The following is a 14,488-nucleotide window of genomic DNA, read 5'->3' as shown; positions in this document are numbered from 1 at the left end:
GATCACCCGTCGCGCCCCTTCGGGGGCGCGATTTCAGCCCCGCAACCCGGTCTCTTTCAACAGCCCCTTGCGCTTGGCCTCATAGTAATAGCCCCGCGCATACCAGCTGATGGCCCGGTCGTGATTGCCATCGGCCACCAGCCAGGCCCCGCGCAGATATTTCACACCATATTGCAGGTTGGTATCGGCATCCAGCAATCCGCGATCCGGCCCGCGATAACCCATGGTCCGCGCCGTCTGCGGCAGGATCTGCATCAACCCGTAATAAGGCCCGTTGCGCGCCTCGGGCCGGTGCCCGGACTCGCGGATCACCACCCGCTGCACCAGCGAAGGCGGAACCCCGTAATGCCCGGCCCAGTAATTGATCCGCGACCGCAGCCAGGGCGTCTCGTTCGGATACAGCCCCGCGCTGCCCCGTCCCTCGGGCATGCCCCCGGACCCGCCACAGGCCGCCAGCGCCAGCACCGAAAGCAATACCCCCCGCCTGCCCATCTCTGGTGCCGAAATATCCCGGGGGGTGAGGCGCGGCCGCGCCGAGGGGGGCAGCGCCCCCCTCCTTGCCCGCAATGCCTCCGGTTCAGACATGAATCGCGCCATCGCCGCAGGCCAGGGCGGCCTCGCGAACCGCTTCCGAGGTGGTCGGATGCGCATGGCAGGTCAGCGCCAGATCCTCGGCCGAGGCGCCGAATTCCATTGCCACGCAGACCTCGTGGATCATCTCGCCCGCATTGGGGCCGATGATGTGACAGCCCAGAATGCGGTCGCTCTCGGCATCGGCGATCAGCTTGACGAAGCCATCGGCCTGCATCATCGCCTTGGCGCGGGCATTGCCCATGAAAGGGAACTTGCCGACCTTCACCTTGCGCCCGGCCTCTTTCGCCGCCGTTTCGGTCAGTCCGACACTGGCGACTTCGGGCGTGGTATAGATGACGCCCGGGATCACGTCGTAATTCACATGACCCGCCTTGCCCGCGATGACCTCGGCCACCGCCATGCCCTCATCCTCGGCCTTGTGGGCCAGCATCGGGCCGGGCACCGCGTCGCCGATGGCATAGATGCCCGCCGCCGCCGTCTGCCAGTGCTTGTCCACCGGAATGAAGCCGCGCGGGTCCAGCTCGATCCCCAGCCCGTCCAGCCCCAGCCCATCGACAAAGGAACGCCGCCCGGTCGCGACCAGGACGCAATCGGCCTTGATCTCCTGCTCTTTGCCGTCCTTCTTCAGGCTGTATTTCACCTCGGCCTTGCCGCCGCTGGTCTCGACTTCGGACACCGCCGCGCCAAGGATGAGTTTCAGCCCCTGTTTGGTCAGCACCTTCTGGAACTGCTTCTGCACCTCGGCATCCATGCCCGGGGTGATCGCGTCCAGATACTCCACCACCGTCACCTCGGCGCCCAGCCGGGCATAGACGGAACCCAGCTCCAGCCCGATCACGCCCGCACCGATCACCACCATGGATTTCGGGATCTTCGGCAGCGCCAGCGCGCCGGTCGAATCCACCACGATGCCCTTGTCGTTATCGACCTCGGCGCCCTTCAGGCTGGACGGGACCGAGCCCGAGGCGATGACGATGTTCTTCGTCTCATGCACGGTCTCGCCGACCTTGACCTTGCCGGGGGCCTCGATGCTGGCCCAGCCCTTCAGCCAGTCGATCTTGTTCTTCTTGAACAGGAATTCGATGCCCTTGGTATTGCCGCCGACGGTTTCCGTCTTATAGCCCTGCATCTTCGCCCAATCGACCTTGGGTGCCGCGCCCATCAGGCCCATCTTCTCGAAATTCTCGTGGGATTCATGCAGCATATGGCTGGCATGCAGCAGCGCCTTGGACGGGATGCAGCCGACGTTCAGACAGGTGCCGCCAAGGGTTTCACGGCCCTCGACACAGGCGACCTTCAGGCCCAGCTGGGCGGCGCGGATCGCGCAGACATAGCCGCCGGGGCCAGCGCCGATCACGATCAGATCATAGGACATCTTGAACTCCTTCTTGTCCCCTTGGGTGCTGCGACCCAGCCGCAGGCCCGTAAAATACCGCTCGTGGCGCGTCTCAGATCAGCGCCGCGAGTATCATCAGCATGGTGGCGGCAAAGCCCGCGGCCCAGATCAGCGAACGCCAGGGCGACCAGCCGAACGCATAGGCCGGAACATAAAGGGCCCGCGCCAGCAGATAGACCCATGCGCAACCGGCGGTCAGCGCATTGCCCTGACCGCCAAGCGTGACCAGCAATACCGCGATGGCAAACAGCACCAGCCCCTGAAAATGGTTGTCCACCGCCCGGCGCAGCCTGCCGGTCAGCGCCGACATTTCGGGCGCCGTATCGCGCGGCCCGGCATTCCATGCCACGCCCACATCGCGATTCATCGACCACCCGGCCAAACCGATCTGCAGGGCCTGCAAGAATGCCGCAAGACCCAGCGCGGTCAGTTCGGCCCCCATCATCTCAGGCGGTCTCGACGAAATGGAAATCGGTGGCCGATACCCCGGCCTGATCGGCGAATGCCGCGCCTCCGACCGTCAGATAGCCGCGCGCGGCACCCGCGTCACTCACCTGATACAGCGCCCATGCGCTGGCGTCGCTTTCGCGCCACAATTGCAGCAGCGACAGACCGTTCTGGCCGCGATCCTCGGCATCGGCATCGAAGGCTGTGCGGAATGTGGCGAAATCGGCGATGGTATAGTGAACAAGGGCCTGCATGACACTCTCCTGTCGGAAAAAAGGGACGTTGAGGCAAACTCAACGTCCCTTGCGGGATCACAGATCCATCAGCAGGCGGCGCGGATCCTCCAGCGCCTCCTTGACGCGGACGAGGAAGGTCACCGCGCCCTTGCCGTCAACGATCCGGTGGTCATAGGACAGCGCCAGATACATCATCGGGCGGATCACGATCTGACCGCCGACGACCATCGGACGTTCCTGGATCTTGTGCATGCCAAGGATGCCCGATTGCGGCGGGTTCAGGATCGGCGAGGACATCAGCGAGCCATAGACGCCGCCGTTCGAGATGGTGAAGGTGCCGCCCTGCATTTCCGCCATCGACAGCTTGCCGTCGCGGCCCTTGGCGCCCAGCTCGGCGATTTCCTTTTCGATTTCGGCAAAGGATTTCTGCTCGGCATCGCGGACCACCGGCACGACCAGCCCGTTGGGCGTGCCGACCGCGACGCCCATATTGACGAAGTTCTTGTAAACCACGTCGGTGCCGTCGATCTCGGCATTGACCTCGGGCACCTCTTTCAGCGCGTGGCAGCAGGCCTTCACGAAGAAGGACATGAAGCCCAGCTTGACCTTGTGCTTCTTCTCGAAGGCTTCCTTGTATTCGTTGCGAAGCTGCATGATGCCCGACATGTCGGCCTCATTATAGGTGGTCAGCATCGCGGCGGTGTTCTGCGCGTCCTTCAGGCGGCGGGCGATGGTCTGGCGCAGGCGGGTCATCTTCACCCGCTCCTCGCGCGAGGCATCCTGCGGGGCCGAGGGCGCGCGCGGCGCCGCAGGGGCCGCGGCGGGTTGCGGGGCGGATGCGGCGCGGGCCACGTCTTCCTTCATCACCCGGCCATCACGGCCCGAGCCGGTGACCTGATCGCGGCCGATGCCCGCTTCGGCCATCGCCTTCTTGGCCGAGGGCGCATCCTCGACATCCTTGCCCTGACCGGCGTCGGCGCGCGGCGTCGGGGTTTCGGGGCCGGCATCGCGGGCCTTTTCCGACGGGGTGGCAGCGGCCGGTTTCGCGCCAGCCGCGCCTTCGGTGATGATCGCCAGCCGCGCCTTGGCATCGACAGTCGCGCCTTCCTCGGCCAGAATTTCGGCCAGAACGCCAGCGGCGGGGGCGGGAACCTCGACCGAGACCTTGTCGGTTTCCAGCTCGCACAGCATCTCGTCCATCTCGACGCTGTCGCCGGGTTTCTTGAACCAGGTGGCGACGGTGGCTTCGGTCACCGATTCGCCCAGTGCCGGCACCATTACATCCACGGATTTCCCGCTCATCTTCTGTCCCTCCTGGGTCTTCTCGGCCTGGGTTGTTTCGGCCTGCGGTTTGTCGGTCTTGGGGGCGGCGCCTGCTGCGGCGCCGGTTTCATCGATCTGCGCCAGCACCGCATCGGGGGCGACGGTCGTGCCCTCGGCTGCGACGATGGCGGCCAGCACACCGGCGGCGGGGCTGGGAACCTCGACCGTCACCTTGTCGGTTTCCAACTCGCACAGCATCTCGTCCATCTCGACCCGTTCACCGGGCTTCTTGAACCATGTGGCGACAGTGGCTTCGGTCACGGATTCGCCCAGAGCGGGCACTTTCACGTCGGTCGTCATCAGATCAATCCTTGAGGTCGAGCGCTTCGGCGACCAGCGCCTCCTGCTCGGCCTTGTGGCGCGAAGCCAGACCCGTGGCGGGCGAGGCGGCGGCGTTGCGACCGGCATAGCGGGCGCGGCCATGCTTGGCCCCCAGCCGTTCCAGCACCCATTCCAGATAGGGCTCGACGAAGGTCCAGCCGCCCTGGTTCTTGGGTTCTTCCTGACACCAGACGAATTCCGCCTGCTTGAAACGGCCCAGTTCCTTGACCATCGCCTGCGCGGGGAAGGGATAGAACTGTTCCAGACGCAGCAGATAAACATCGTCGATGCCTGCCTCGTCCCGCGTCTTCAGCAGGTCGTAATAGACCTTGCCCGAACAGATGACGACACGACGGATCCGCGCGTCATCGACCAGCTTGGTATCGGAATGGCCGCGTTCGGCGTCGTCCCACAAGAGGCGGTGGAAGGTCGATCCGGTCTGGAAATCCTCGGCCTTGCTGATCGCCTTGGGATGGCGCAGCAGCGATTTCGGCGTCATCAGCACCAGCGGCTTGCGGAAACCGCGATGGATCTGACGACGCAGGATGTGGAAATAGTTGGCCGGGGTCGTGCAGTTGGCGACGATCCAGTTATCCTCGGCGCACATCTGCAAGAAGCGTTCCAGACGCGCGGAAGAGTGTTCCGGCCCCTGACCCTCATAGCCATGCGGCAGCAACATCACCAGACCGGACATGCGCAGCCATTTCTTCTCGCCCGAACTGATGAACTGGTCGAACATGATCTGCGCGCCATTGGCGAAATCGCCGAACTGGGCCTCCCACAGCACCAGCGCGTTGGGTTCGGCCAGCGAATAGCCGTATTCAAAGCCCAGAACCGCATATTCCGACAGCATCGAGTCGATGACTTCGTATTTCGCCTGATCCGGCTGGATATGGTTCAGCGGGTAATAGCGATCCTCGGTTTTCTGGTCGATGAACGAGGAATGACGCTGGCTGAACGTGCCGCGGGTGCTGTCCTGACCGGCCAGCCGCACGCCGTGCCCCTCGGCCAGCAGCGACCCGAAGGCCAGCGCCTCGCCGGTGGCCCAGTCGAAGCCCTGACCGGATTCGAACATCTGGCGCTTGGCCTCGACCAGACGGCCGACCGTCTTGTGCAGGTTCAGCCCCTCGGGAACCGTGGTCAGCGCATGGCCAATGCGGGTCATCATCTCGACCGGGATGCCGGTATCGCCCGAGACATATTCTGCGCCCTCGCGTCCGAAGCCGGACCATTTGCCGTCCAGCCAGTCGGCCTTGTTGGGCTTGAAGTTCTTGCCGACCTCGAATTCCTCGTTCAGATGCGCCTGGAACGCGGCCTTCATGTCCTCGATCTCGCCCTCGGGGATCAGCCCGTCGGCGACCAGCCGGTCGGTATAAAGCTGCAAGGTCGTCTTGTGCGCCTTGATCTGGGTGTACATTGCCGGGTTGGTGAACATCGGTTCGTCGCCTTCGTTGTGACCGAAGCGGCGATAGCAGAAGATGTCCAGCACCACGTCCTTCTGGAACTTCTGCCGGAATTCGGTGGCCACGCGGGCGGCATGGACGACCGCCTCGGGGTCGTCGCCATTGACGTGGAAGATCGGCGCCTCGACCATCAGCGCGATATCGGTCGGATAGGGTGAGGTGCGGCTGAAATGCGGCGCGGTGGTGAAACCGATCTGGTTGTTCACCACGATATGGATGCAGCCGCCGGTGCGGTGGCCGCGAATGCCCGACAGTTGCAGACATTCGGCCACGACGCCCTGACCGGCGAAGGCCGCGTCGCCATGCAGCAGGATCGGCAGGACCGAGCTGCGGTCAAGCGTGTCGTCCAGCTGGTCGGATTTGGCACGGGCCTTGCCCAGCACGACCGGGTTCACCGCCTCAAGGTGCGAGGGGTTCGCGGTCAGCGACAGGTGGACGACATTGCCGTCGAATTCGCGGTCCGACGAAGCGCCGAGGTGATATTTCACGTCGCCCGAACCGTCCACGTCCTCGGGCTTGAAGCTGCCGCCCTGGAATTCGTGGAAGATCGCGCGATAGGGTTTCGACAGCACATTGGCCAGCACCGACAACCGGCCCCGGTGCGGCATGCCGATGACGATTTCCTGAACGCCAAGCGCGCCGCCGCGCTTGATGATCTGTTCCATCGCCGGGATCAGCGCCTCGCCACCATCAAGGCCAAAGCGCTTGGTGCCCATGTATTTGACATGCAGGAACTTCTCGAAGCCCTCGGCCTCGACCAGCTTGTTCAGGATGGCGCGACGCCCTTCCTGCGTGAAGGCGATTTCCTTGCCGTAGCCCTCGATACGCTCTTTCAGCCACGAGGCTTCCTCGGGGTTCGAGATATGCATGTATTGCAGCGCGAAGGTGCCGCAATAGGTGCGCTTCATCAGATCGGTGATCTGGCGGATCGAGGCGATCTCCAGCCCCAGAACGTTGTCGATGAAGATCGGGCGGTCCAGATCGCCGGGCCCGAAACCATAGGTCGCGGGGTCCAGCTCGCCATGATCGGGGATGTCGCGCAGCCCCAGCGGGTCCAGATCGGCATGCAGGTGGCCGCGGATACGGAAGGACCGGATCAGCATGATGGCGCGGATCGAATCCAACACCGCCTGACGCATCTGCTCGGTGGTCAGGTTGACGCCCTTTTCCTCGGCCTTGGCGGCGATCTTCTTCATCGCCGCCTGCGCCTCGGCCTTCGAGGCCATCGGCCATTCGCCGGTCAGCGCGGCGGTATTGTCATCCGAGGCAGCCGGTGGCCAGTCGGCGCGCTTCCAGCTGGCGCCCCTGGCCTCGCGCATGGCATCGGCACCGTCATCGCCAAGGCTGCGGAAGAAAGCGTCCCATTGCGCGTCAAAGGCAGAGGGGTTTTCGGCCCATTGCCCGTAAAGCTGTTCCACATAGGCGGCGTTATGCCCTTGCAGGAATGAGGAATCGTGAAAATCGGTATTCTTGGGTTGGTCGGTCATGGCTCATCCCCGGTTAGGGCTAAGGGGTTCAGGCTAAGGGTTGACGCAGTGCAGTTCGGGCGGGTTCAGGAACAATAGATGTCGATCATGCGGGCGCCGGGATCGGCGGTGGGGTCGATGCGGGGCTGGATCTCGATCCGCGCCGGGCGTTTGCGTTCCAGCCCGCATAATGCAAAGGCCGCGCCCTGTTCGGCGTTCACCGGGGCGCGGGTCGGGTGATAGATCAGGCGCCAGCCGAAATCGCGACGGGCGACCGTGCGGACCGAGTCCGGCGGCAACGTGCTGGCCTGATGCAGATTGGTGCGGGCGGGGATGCCGCCGGGCAGGATGTCGTCGGTCGGCGGGCGGCTGCAGGCGCTGATGGCCAGCAGCGTAATCATCGTGACGGGCACAGCCAGATGTCGTGCAAAACCCGACGGGGCCGGAAGTGCCCCCTTGGCCTGCCAATGATCGCGCTGCACCTCCATCACCCCTCTCAATGACCGATCTCCGCGCCCCCATACTTAGGTCGGGGGCGCGGACTGTCAAATCATCAGCCCTTGATCGCCTTCAGCACCGCCTCGCCCAGCCCGGCGGGGCTGTCGGCGACGACGATTCCGGCGCGTTTCATCGCCTCGATCTTCGATTCCGCATCGCCTTTGCCGCCCGAGACGATGGCGCCGGCATGGCCCATGCGACGACCCGGAGGCGCGGTGCGCCCGGCGATGAAGCCGGCGGTGGGCTTCCATCTGCCCTTCTTCTTCTGCTCGGCCAGGAATTCGGCGGCTTCCTCCTCGGCGCTGCCGCCGATTTCGCCGATCATGATGATCGATTCCGTTTCCGGATCGTCGAGGAACATTTCCAGCACGTCGATATGTTCCATGCCCTTGATCGGGTCACCGCCGATACCGACCGCCGAGGACTGGCCCAGCCCGACATCCGAGGTCTGCTTGACCGCCTCATAGGTCAGGGTGCCGGAACGAGAGACGACGCCGACCGAGCCGCGCTTGAAGATGCTGCCCGGCATGATGCCGATCTTGCATTCGTCCGGCGTCATGATGCCGGGGCAGTTCGGCCCGATCAGGCGCGACTTCGAATTGATCAGCGCCCGCTTGACGCGCATCATGTCCAGCACCGGGATGCCTTCGGTGATGGCGACGATCAGCGGGATCTCGGCATCGATGGCCTCGAGGATCGAATCCGCTGCGAAGGGGGGCGGCACATAGATTACCGACGCATTGGCGCCGGTTTTCGCCACGGCCTCATGCACGCTGTTGAAGACCGGCAGGTCCAGATGTTCGCTGCCACCCTTGCCGGGCGTCACGCCGCCGACCATCTGCGTGCCATAAGCAATCGCCTGCTCGGTGTGGAAGGTGCCCTGAGACCCGGTGATCCCCTGGCAGATGACTTTGGTGTCTTTGTTGACGAGAACGGCCATCTTGAATTACCCCTTCACCGCTTTGACGATTTTCTGCGCTGCGTCCGACAGGTCGTCCGCCGCGATCACGTTCAGGCCGGACTCGCCGATGATCTGCTTGCCCAGTTCCACATTGGTGCCTTCCAGACGCACGACCAGCGGGACCTGCAGGCCGACCTCTTTCACGGCGGCGATGATGCCTTCCGCGATGATGTCGCAGCGCATGATGCCGCCGAAGATGTTGACCAGAATGCCCTTCACCTGCGGATCCGAGGTGATGATCTTGAACGCCTCGGTCACCTTTTCCTTGGTGGCGCCGCCGCCGACATCAAGGAAGTTTGCCGGTTCGGCGCCGAACAGCTTGATGATGTCCATCGTCGCCATCGCCAGACCGGCGCCGTTCACCATGCAGCCGATCTCGCCGTCCAGTGCGATATAGTTCAGGTCGAATTTCGACGCGGCCAGTTCCTTGGGGTCTTCCTCGGTCTCGTCGCGCAGCGCCAGCACGTCCGCCTGACGATATAGCGCGTTGTTGTCGAAACCCATCTTTGCGTCGAGGCATTTCAGGTTGCCGTCGGTGGTCACGATCAGCGGGTTGATCTCCAGCATCTCCATGTCCTTCTCGATGAACATGCGATACAGGTTGCGCACCAGCGCGACGCATTGCTTGACCTGCTGGCCCTCCAGCCCAAGGGCGAAGGCCACGCGGCGGCCGTGGAAATCCGACAGGCCCGAGGCCGGATCAACACTGAAGCTGACGATCTTTTCGGGGGTCGAGGCCGCGACTTCCTCGATATCCATGCCGCCTTCGGTCGAGGCGACGAAGCTGACGCGCGAGGTGCCGCGATCGACCAGCAGCGCCAGATAAAGCTCGCGAGAGATATCGCTACCGTCTTCGATATAGATGCGGTTGACCTGTTTGCCGACCGGGCCGGTCTGATGGGTCACAAGGGTGCGGCCCAGCATCTGGCGGCTCAGCTCTTCGGCCTCTTCGACCGATTTCGCCAGACGGACGCCGCCTTTTTCACCGGCTTCGGCTTCCTTGAAGCTGCCCTTGCCGCGACCGCCGGCATGGATCTGCGCCTTGACGACCCAAAGCGGGCCGTCCAGTTCGCCCGCTGCCGATTTCGCCTCATCGGCCTTTACCACCACGCGGCCATCGCTGACCGGCGCGCCGTACTGACGCAGCAGCGCCTTGGCCTGATATTCGTGGATGTTCATCGCGACCCCCTCATTCGGTTCACTGATTTGGCGATGTTCTGGCACAGCCGCGCGATGAAACGAAACCGTATTGCGGGGAAAGCGGCCAAAACCGGGGGTTATGCGATGATTGTGATCACAGCGCGACAGGGTGTGATCACAATGGGGCCGGGCGGCGGGAATGTGGTTGATTCGCGGCTCTTGGCGGTCTGTCAATCCACCAGTCGGCCCAGTTCCAGCAGGCGCGCGCGAAAGACGGGATCGGTCAGCACGACCTCTTTCGTGCCCAGATCGCGGGCGCTGCACAGGGCGCGGCTGGTCAGCTCCTGCCCCAGTTCCACGGCATCGGGCAGCGCCAGTCCGCGGGCCAGCCCCGAGGTGATCAGCCCCGCGAACAGATCTCCGGTCCCGGCCACATAGATCGGCAGATGCTGCACCGGATGGCGGCTGATGTCCGACGGGCCGACGATCACGCTTTCGATCATGTCCGGCGGCGTGTCCTTTAACTGACAGCCGGTGGCGATCAGCTGCCCGCCCGGCGCCATCTGCAACCGGGCGGCGGCCTGACGTAAATCCTCGATCCGGTTGATTTCGACCGCGGTCAGCCAGCTCAGCTCGAACGGGTTTGGGGTCGCCAGATCGGCCAGCGGCAGCAGCCGGTCGCGCATGATCGCGGCAATCGCCTCGGGGACATAGACGCCCGGTCCGGTATCGCCCAGAACCGGGTCGCACAGATAGATCAGATCGGGGTTCAGCGCCTTGGCGCGGGTGATGAAGGCGGCGGTCAGTTCCGCCACCTCGACCGATCCGATATAGCCCGAGACGATAAAGGCGGCGCGGCGGTGCAGGTCGCGTTCCTCGGCGCCGCGCAGCAGATCGGCGAAGAAATCGGCGGGCAGGGCACGGCCGCGCAGGGTCGGGTGATTGGGGGTGTTGGAAAAGATCACCGTCGGGATCGGCGCGACCTCCAGCCCGGCGGCCTGCATCGGAAACAGCGCGGCGGAATTGCCGACATGGCCGTAAACCACCTGGCTCTGGATCGAGATGATAAGGGGCGGCTGGGCGGGGGCGGTTTCACTCATGGCGTGTCCTTGCGCGTCGCGACCCGCCGACAAGGGGGCCGGATACAACAGTTAGGCCCAGAACCCGCATGGCGCAATCGCCGGGGCCTCTGGACCTTGGCGGCGGGCTGCGCGAAACTGGGCGCGAAGGTCGCGGGTAAGGGCAGCAATGGATCGGATGGCAGGGCAGGGCATCACCACGCAGGATCTGCGCATGGCGCAGGAAAGCCCGCTGGCCGGGGATCTGGCGCTGCTGTTTCAGCGTCACAACGCCGACATGCATGCCGACACCCCGCCCGAGTCGATCCACATGATCCCGCGCGAGGCGCTGGTATCGCCCGCGATCATCTTCTGTGTGGCGCGGCTGTCTGGCCTGCCGGTGGCGATGGGGGCGATCAAGCGACTGGACGACAGGCATGGAGAGCTGAAATCCATGCATGTCCTGACCGAATATCGCGGGCGCGGCCTGTCGCGCCTGATGCTGCACCACCTGATCGCCGAGGCGAAGGCCGCCGGATTGCAGCGCCTGTCGCTGGAGACCGGGATACAGCCGACCTTCATCGCCGCGCGGCAGCTGTATCAACGCGAAGGCTTTGCGGAATGTGGGCCTTTTGCCGATTATGGCCCCGATCCGAACAGCGTTTTCATGACCCGAACCATCTGAGGTGACCCGATGCGAATGATCATTCCCGCCCTTGCAACCCTTGCCCTTGCCAGCCCGGTCATGGCGCAGGACGAGGCAGCGCAGGATGACGCCCCCGATTTCGCGGCACTGGTCAGCGTGACCTATGAATGCGAACGCGGGGTCGAACTGCCCGTGGTCTATATCAACCAGCAGGACGGGCCCGGCCATGTCGTCGCGCTGATCGAGGGTCGGATGATGACGTTGCCGCAGGTGATTTCGGCCTCGGGGGCGCGCTATCGCGCCGATGGCGATCAGGCCTATGAGTTCTGGAGCAAGGGCGACATGGCCTTCGTCTATTACGGTGACGAGGACGAACCCCGGCAGTTGCTGGGCGAATGCGTGGCCGGTGAGGCCGTCACCGAGGGCTGACGGTTACAGCGACGCAGCCTGAAACAGCGCCGGATCGGGCTGGAACGAGGCCATGATCCGGCGCATCTCGGATTTCTGGCTCAGGCTCATCTGCCCCTCGACCGACGCACTGATCACCAGTGCCTTGCGCCCCAGATGCAGCGTCGTGGTCAGCAGGTGCACCGGGCTTTGATTGCGCATCCAGCGATATTCGATTTCCTGCGCCGGGATGGCCCCGAGGTGCAGCTCGCGCCGCTCCAGCAATTCGAACCCCGACAGGGCCTTGTCGACCCGAGCCAGCTGATCCTCCATGTATTCGGCAAAGCTGACCCCCCAGGCGATGTCGTCGCGGGTGATGGTCAGCGACACGCCCGCAGGCGAATTGTCCGAGGCGAGGATGTTCACCGTGCGGTCCTGCCAGTCACCGGGCAGGCTGAAGGCGCCTTCATTGATCCGATACATCAGGCGCCGACGCCCCGGTTCAGGTGGATCTCGGTCGCGACCTGATCCAGCACATCCCCGGCCAGCGTGATTCTGGTCGAGCCGTATTCCAGCACGATCCCGTCCTGGGTCAGCACGATGCGGGAATCGCCCACCTGCAATGTGATGCTGTTGGTGGCGGTGATGCCGATCAGGTCCTGACTGTCCAGCAGCATGTTGTCCGTCGCCGTGTGCTGCATGTCCTGATCCGAATTGACCATGACCTTCTTCTTGGCGGTCATCGCAATATCGTCGTCGGCGGAATAGGAAATCACGCCCGGCCCGGCCTGTCCGGCCAGCGCCGAGGCCGCGATCACATTCGCCTGCGTGCCTCGCGTCAGGGCCACGGTCTCGGACAGGTTGCCGCTGGCGATGTTCTTGCTTTCGTCGCCGGTCTGCACGGTGATGCTGCGGTTTCCGGCCTCGACGAGGGTGGATTCATTGTCCTTGATGACCCGCTCCATGTCCTTCTGGGCGTGCAGAAAGACCTTCTCGGCGCCATTGGCATCCTCGAAGCTGAGTTCGTTGAAGCCGCCGCCCTCATGGGTCTTGGTCTTGAAGCCGCTTTTCGTCTTGCCCGCAGGCAGGCCATAGACATTGCCGTTTGCGCCATTGACCACGCAGCCGGTGACGATGGGCTTGTCGGGGCTGCCATCGATGAAGTCGACCACCACCTCCATGCCGATGCGCGGAATGACGACCCCGCCCAAGCCATTGCCGGCCCAGTTCTGCGCCACCCGGCAGCGCATCGAGCGGGCATCCGCCAGATCCCAGTGAAAGCGCACGAGGATGCGGCCGAATTCGTCGCAGTCGATCTCTCCTTCGCCCACGACCACGGCGGTCTGCGGCCCTTCGACCACCGGCGGGGGGGTCCGTTTGGGCGGCGCCATCGGCGCATTGTCCGGCATCAGCGTATAGCTGCCGGTAAAGCTGTAGCCGTCGCTGCCCTGCCCGCCCGAGCCGTAAGCCTCGCTGACGAAGTGATAATTCGCGGCAAGGCACAGATAACGCAGCCCGGTTCCCGGCACCGGATCGCCACCCAGCTGCATGACCTTGCCCGCGCTCAGCGACAGGCAGTCGCCCACCGCGCGGATACGGCTGTCCTGCCCGCGTTCCTGCCTCATCCTGACCCGCGACATGATGCGCCCGGCGGATTCGTCCAGATAGTCGCCCGGATATTCATAGCTTTCCAGATGGCCGAAGGCATGGGCCGCATCGCCGCGATCCTCGACCTCCATAAGCGATGTCGGTGCCTTGAAGTTATAGTCGATCAGCCGCACCGCCCCGGTGGTCAGGTTGCGTTCGGGCGACCAGTCCCAGATATGCTCGCCCTCGGCCTGATGATGGCCGTCATAGCTTTTGAAGGGCCGTTCACCGATGCTTTCATGCGCCAGCACGTCATCGGTCAGCACCAGCGTATGGCTGCCCATCGCGTGCCGGAAATGAAAGCTGATGCCGTGCCGCTCCATCTGGCGGCGGACGAAATCCAGATCGCTTTCGCGATATTGGACGGTATATTCCAGCACCGGATATTGTTCCGAGACCTGCACCTGCAACGCCGGATCACCCAGCGAGGCGTAATCGGACAGGATTTCCTCGATGATCTGGATGACGGTCTTGCCGTGAAAGATGCGCTGGTTGCGCCGCCGCCCGGCCAGCCACAGCCACGGACGCAGCACGATGTCATAGCGGTGGCCGTTCTCGCCCGTTCCGGCCCATCGGGCGCGGGTGACGATGCCGTCAAAGACGCGGCTGCCTTCGGGTCCGTCGATGCTGACACTGGCATGGGTGCCGATCAGCTGGTCGAAATCGATATCCCCGCGCGGCGCCAGCGCCTCGACACGGTATTCGAACAGGTCATTCATGAAATCGCTGCCGTCGAAGCGCAGCAGCGCCAGAGCATCCGGCCCCAGCGTCGTCGTCAGACGCCCCAGACGGCCAGCTTGTTTGAAAGGAGCGTTCATTGGAAATCTCGCAGTCATGAATCAGGCAGTCGGGGGAAGGATGGCACCGAATGGCAGCCGGTGCCAGACCGGATGCCCGGCACCGGC

14 protein-coding genes are annotated in these 14,488 nt (G+C 64.1%); 2 read left to right on the top strand and 12 right to left on the bottom strand.

The window, feature by feature from the left end:
- Positions 1–33 precede the first annotated feature (33 nt).
- The 10 genes from JHW40_RS01810 to pdxY all read right to left on the bottom strand — a co-directional run bounded on the left by JHW40_RS01810 (position 34) and on the right by pdxY (position 10,945).
- A complete protein-coding gene (locus tag JHW40_RS01810) occupies positions 34–492 on the bottom strand; it encodes a lytic transglycosylase domain-containing protein (RefSeq protein ID WP_090615185.1) in 459 nt (152 codons plus the stop codon).
- An 85-nt stretch (positions 493–577) separates the two neighbouring features.
- Complete coding sequence (gene lpdA, locus JHW40_RS01805; RefSeq protein ID WP_090615181.1) at positions 578–1,969, bottom strand: dihydrolipoyl dehydrogenase; 1,392 nt, start codon at positions 1,967–1,969, stop codon at positions 578–580.
- Positions 1,970–2,042: 73 nt separating this feature from the next.
- On the bottom strand, positions 2,043–2,432 hold the full coding sequence (locus JHW40_RS01800; RefSeq protein WP_090615259.1) for an MAPEG family protein: 390 nt from the start codon (positions 2,430–2,432) through the stop codon (positions 2,043–2,045).
- Between the two features lie 4 nt (positions 2,433–2,436).
- Positions 2,437–2,691 (bottom strand): hypothetical protein, encoded by a 255-nt coding sequence (locus tag JHW40_RS01795; protein WP_090615178.1) that lies wholly within the window; start codon positions 2,689–2,691, stop codon positions 2,437–2,439.
- A gap of 57 nt (positions 2,692–2,748) precedes the next feature.
- The gene (gene odhB, locus JHW40_RS01790) at positions 2,749–4,296 is read right to left on the bottom strand and encodes a 2-oxoglutarate dehydrogenase complex dihydrolipoyllysine-residue succinyltransferase (protein ID WP_090615174.1); all 1,548 of its coding nucleotides are present in this window, start codon (positions 4,294–4,296) and stop codon (positions 2,749–2,751) included.
- 4 nt (positions 4,297–4,300) lie between these two features.
- A complete protein-coding gene (locus JHW40_RS01785; RefSeq protein WP_090615171.1) occupies positions 4,301–7,267 on the bottom strand; it encodes a 2-oxoglutarate dehydrogenase E1 component in 2,967 nt (988 codons plus the stop codon).
- 65 nt (positions 7,268–7,332) lie between these two features.
- Positions 7,333–7,734, bottom strand: coding sequence for a hypothetical protein (locus JHW40_RS01780; RefSeq protein WP_090615169.1), 402 nt, complete (start codon positions 7,732–7,734; stop codon positions 7,333–7,335).
- Positions 7,735–7,799: 65 nt separating this feature from the next.
- The gene (gene sucD / locus JHW40_RS01775; RefSeq protein WP_090615166.1) at positions 7,800–8,684 is read right to left on the bottom strand and encodes a succinate--CoA ligase subunit alpha; all 885 of its coding nucleotides are present in this window, start codon (positions 8,682–8,684) and stop codon (positions 7,800–7,802) included.
- Between the two features lie 6 nt (positions 8,685–8,690).
- The gene (sucC, locus tag JHW40_RS01770; protein ID WP_090615165.1) at positions 8,691–9,884 is read right to left on the bottom strand and encodes an ADP-forming succinate--CoA ligase subunit beta; all 1,194 of its coding nucleotides are present in this window, start codon (positions 9,882–9,884) and stop codon (positions 8,691–8,693) included.
- A gap of 191 nt (positions 9,885–10,075) precedes the next feature.
- Complete coding sequence (pdxY, locus tag JHW40_RS01765) at positions 10,076–10,945, bottom strand: pyridoxal kinase (protein ID WP_090615162.1); 870 nt, start codon at positions 10,943–10,945, stop codon at positions 10,076–10,078.
- Between the two features lie 148 nt (positions 10,946–11,093).
- Here pdxY and JHW40_RS01760 point away from each other — a divergent pair, with 148 nt between their 5' ends.
- A complete protein-coding gene (locus JHW40_RS01760; protein WP_244519296.1) occupies positions 11,094–11,588 on the top strand; it encodes a GNAT family N-acetyltransferase in 495 nt (164 codons plus the stop codon).
- Between the two features lie 9 nt (positions 11,589–11,597).
- Positions 11,598–11,978 (top strand): MliC family protein, encoded by a 381-nt coding sequence (locus tag JHW40_RS01755; protein ID WP_090615160.1) that lies wholly within the window; start codon positions 11,598–11,600, stop codon positions 11,976–11,978.
- 3 nt (positions 11,979–11,981) lie between these two features.
- Here JHW40_RS01755 and JHW40_RS01750 read toward each other — a convergent pair whose 3' ends face one another.
- Together JHW40_RS01750 and JHW40_RS01745 are read right to left on the bottom strand one after the other, a co-directional pair.
- A complete protein-coding gene (locus JHW40_RS01750) occupies positions 11,982–12,419 on the bottom strand; it encodes a DcrB-related protein (RefSeq protein WP_090615157.1) in 438 nt (145 codons plus the stop codon).
- Positions 12,419–14,401: a type VI secretion system Vgr family protein gene (locus tag JHW40_RS01745; protein ID WP_090615154.1), complete on the bottom strand. Its 1,983-nt coding sequence runs from the start codon at positions 14,399–14,401 to the stop codon at positions 12,419–12,421. Before JHW40_RS01745 ends, JHW40_RS01750 begins: the two co-directional genes overlap by 1 nt.
- Between the last annotated feature and the right edge of the window lie 87 nt (positions 14,402–14,488).

This window comes from Paracoccus alcaliphilus (genome assembly GCF_028553725.1).
In the GTDB taxonomy this organism is placed as follows: domain Bacteria; phylum Pseudomonadota; class Alphaproteobacteria; order Rhodobacterales; family Rhodobacteraceae; genus Paracoccus; species Paracoccus alcaliphilus.
Note: the sequence above shows the minus strand (reverse complement) of the source record. Positions and strands in the feature narration are given on the sequence as shown.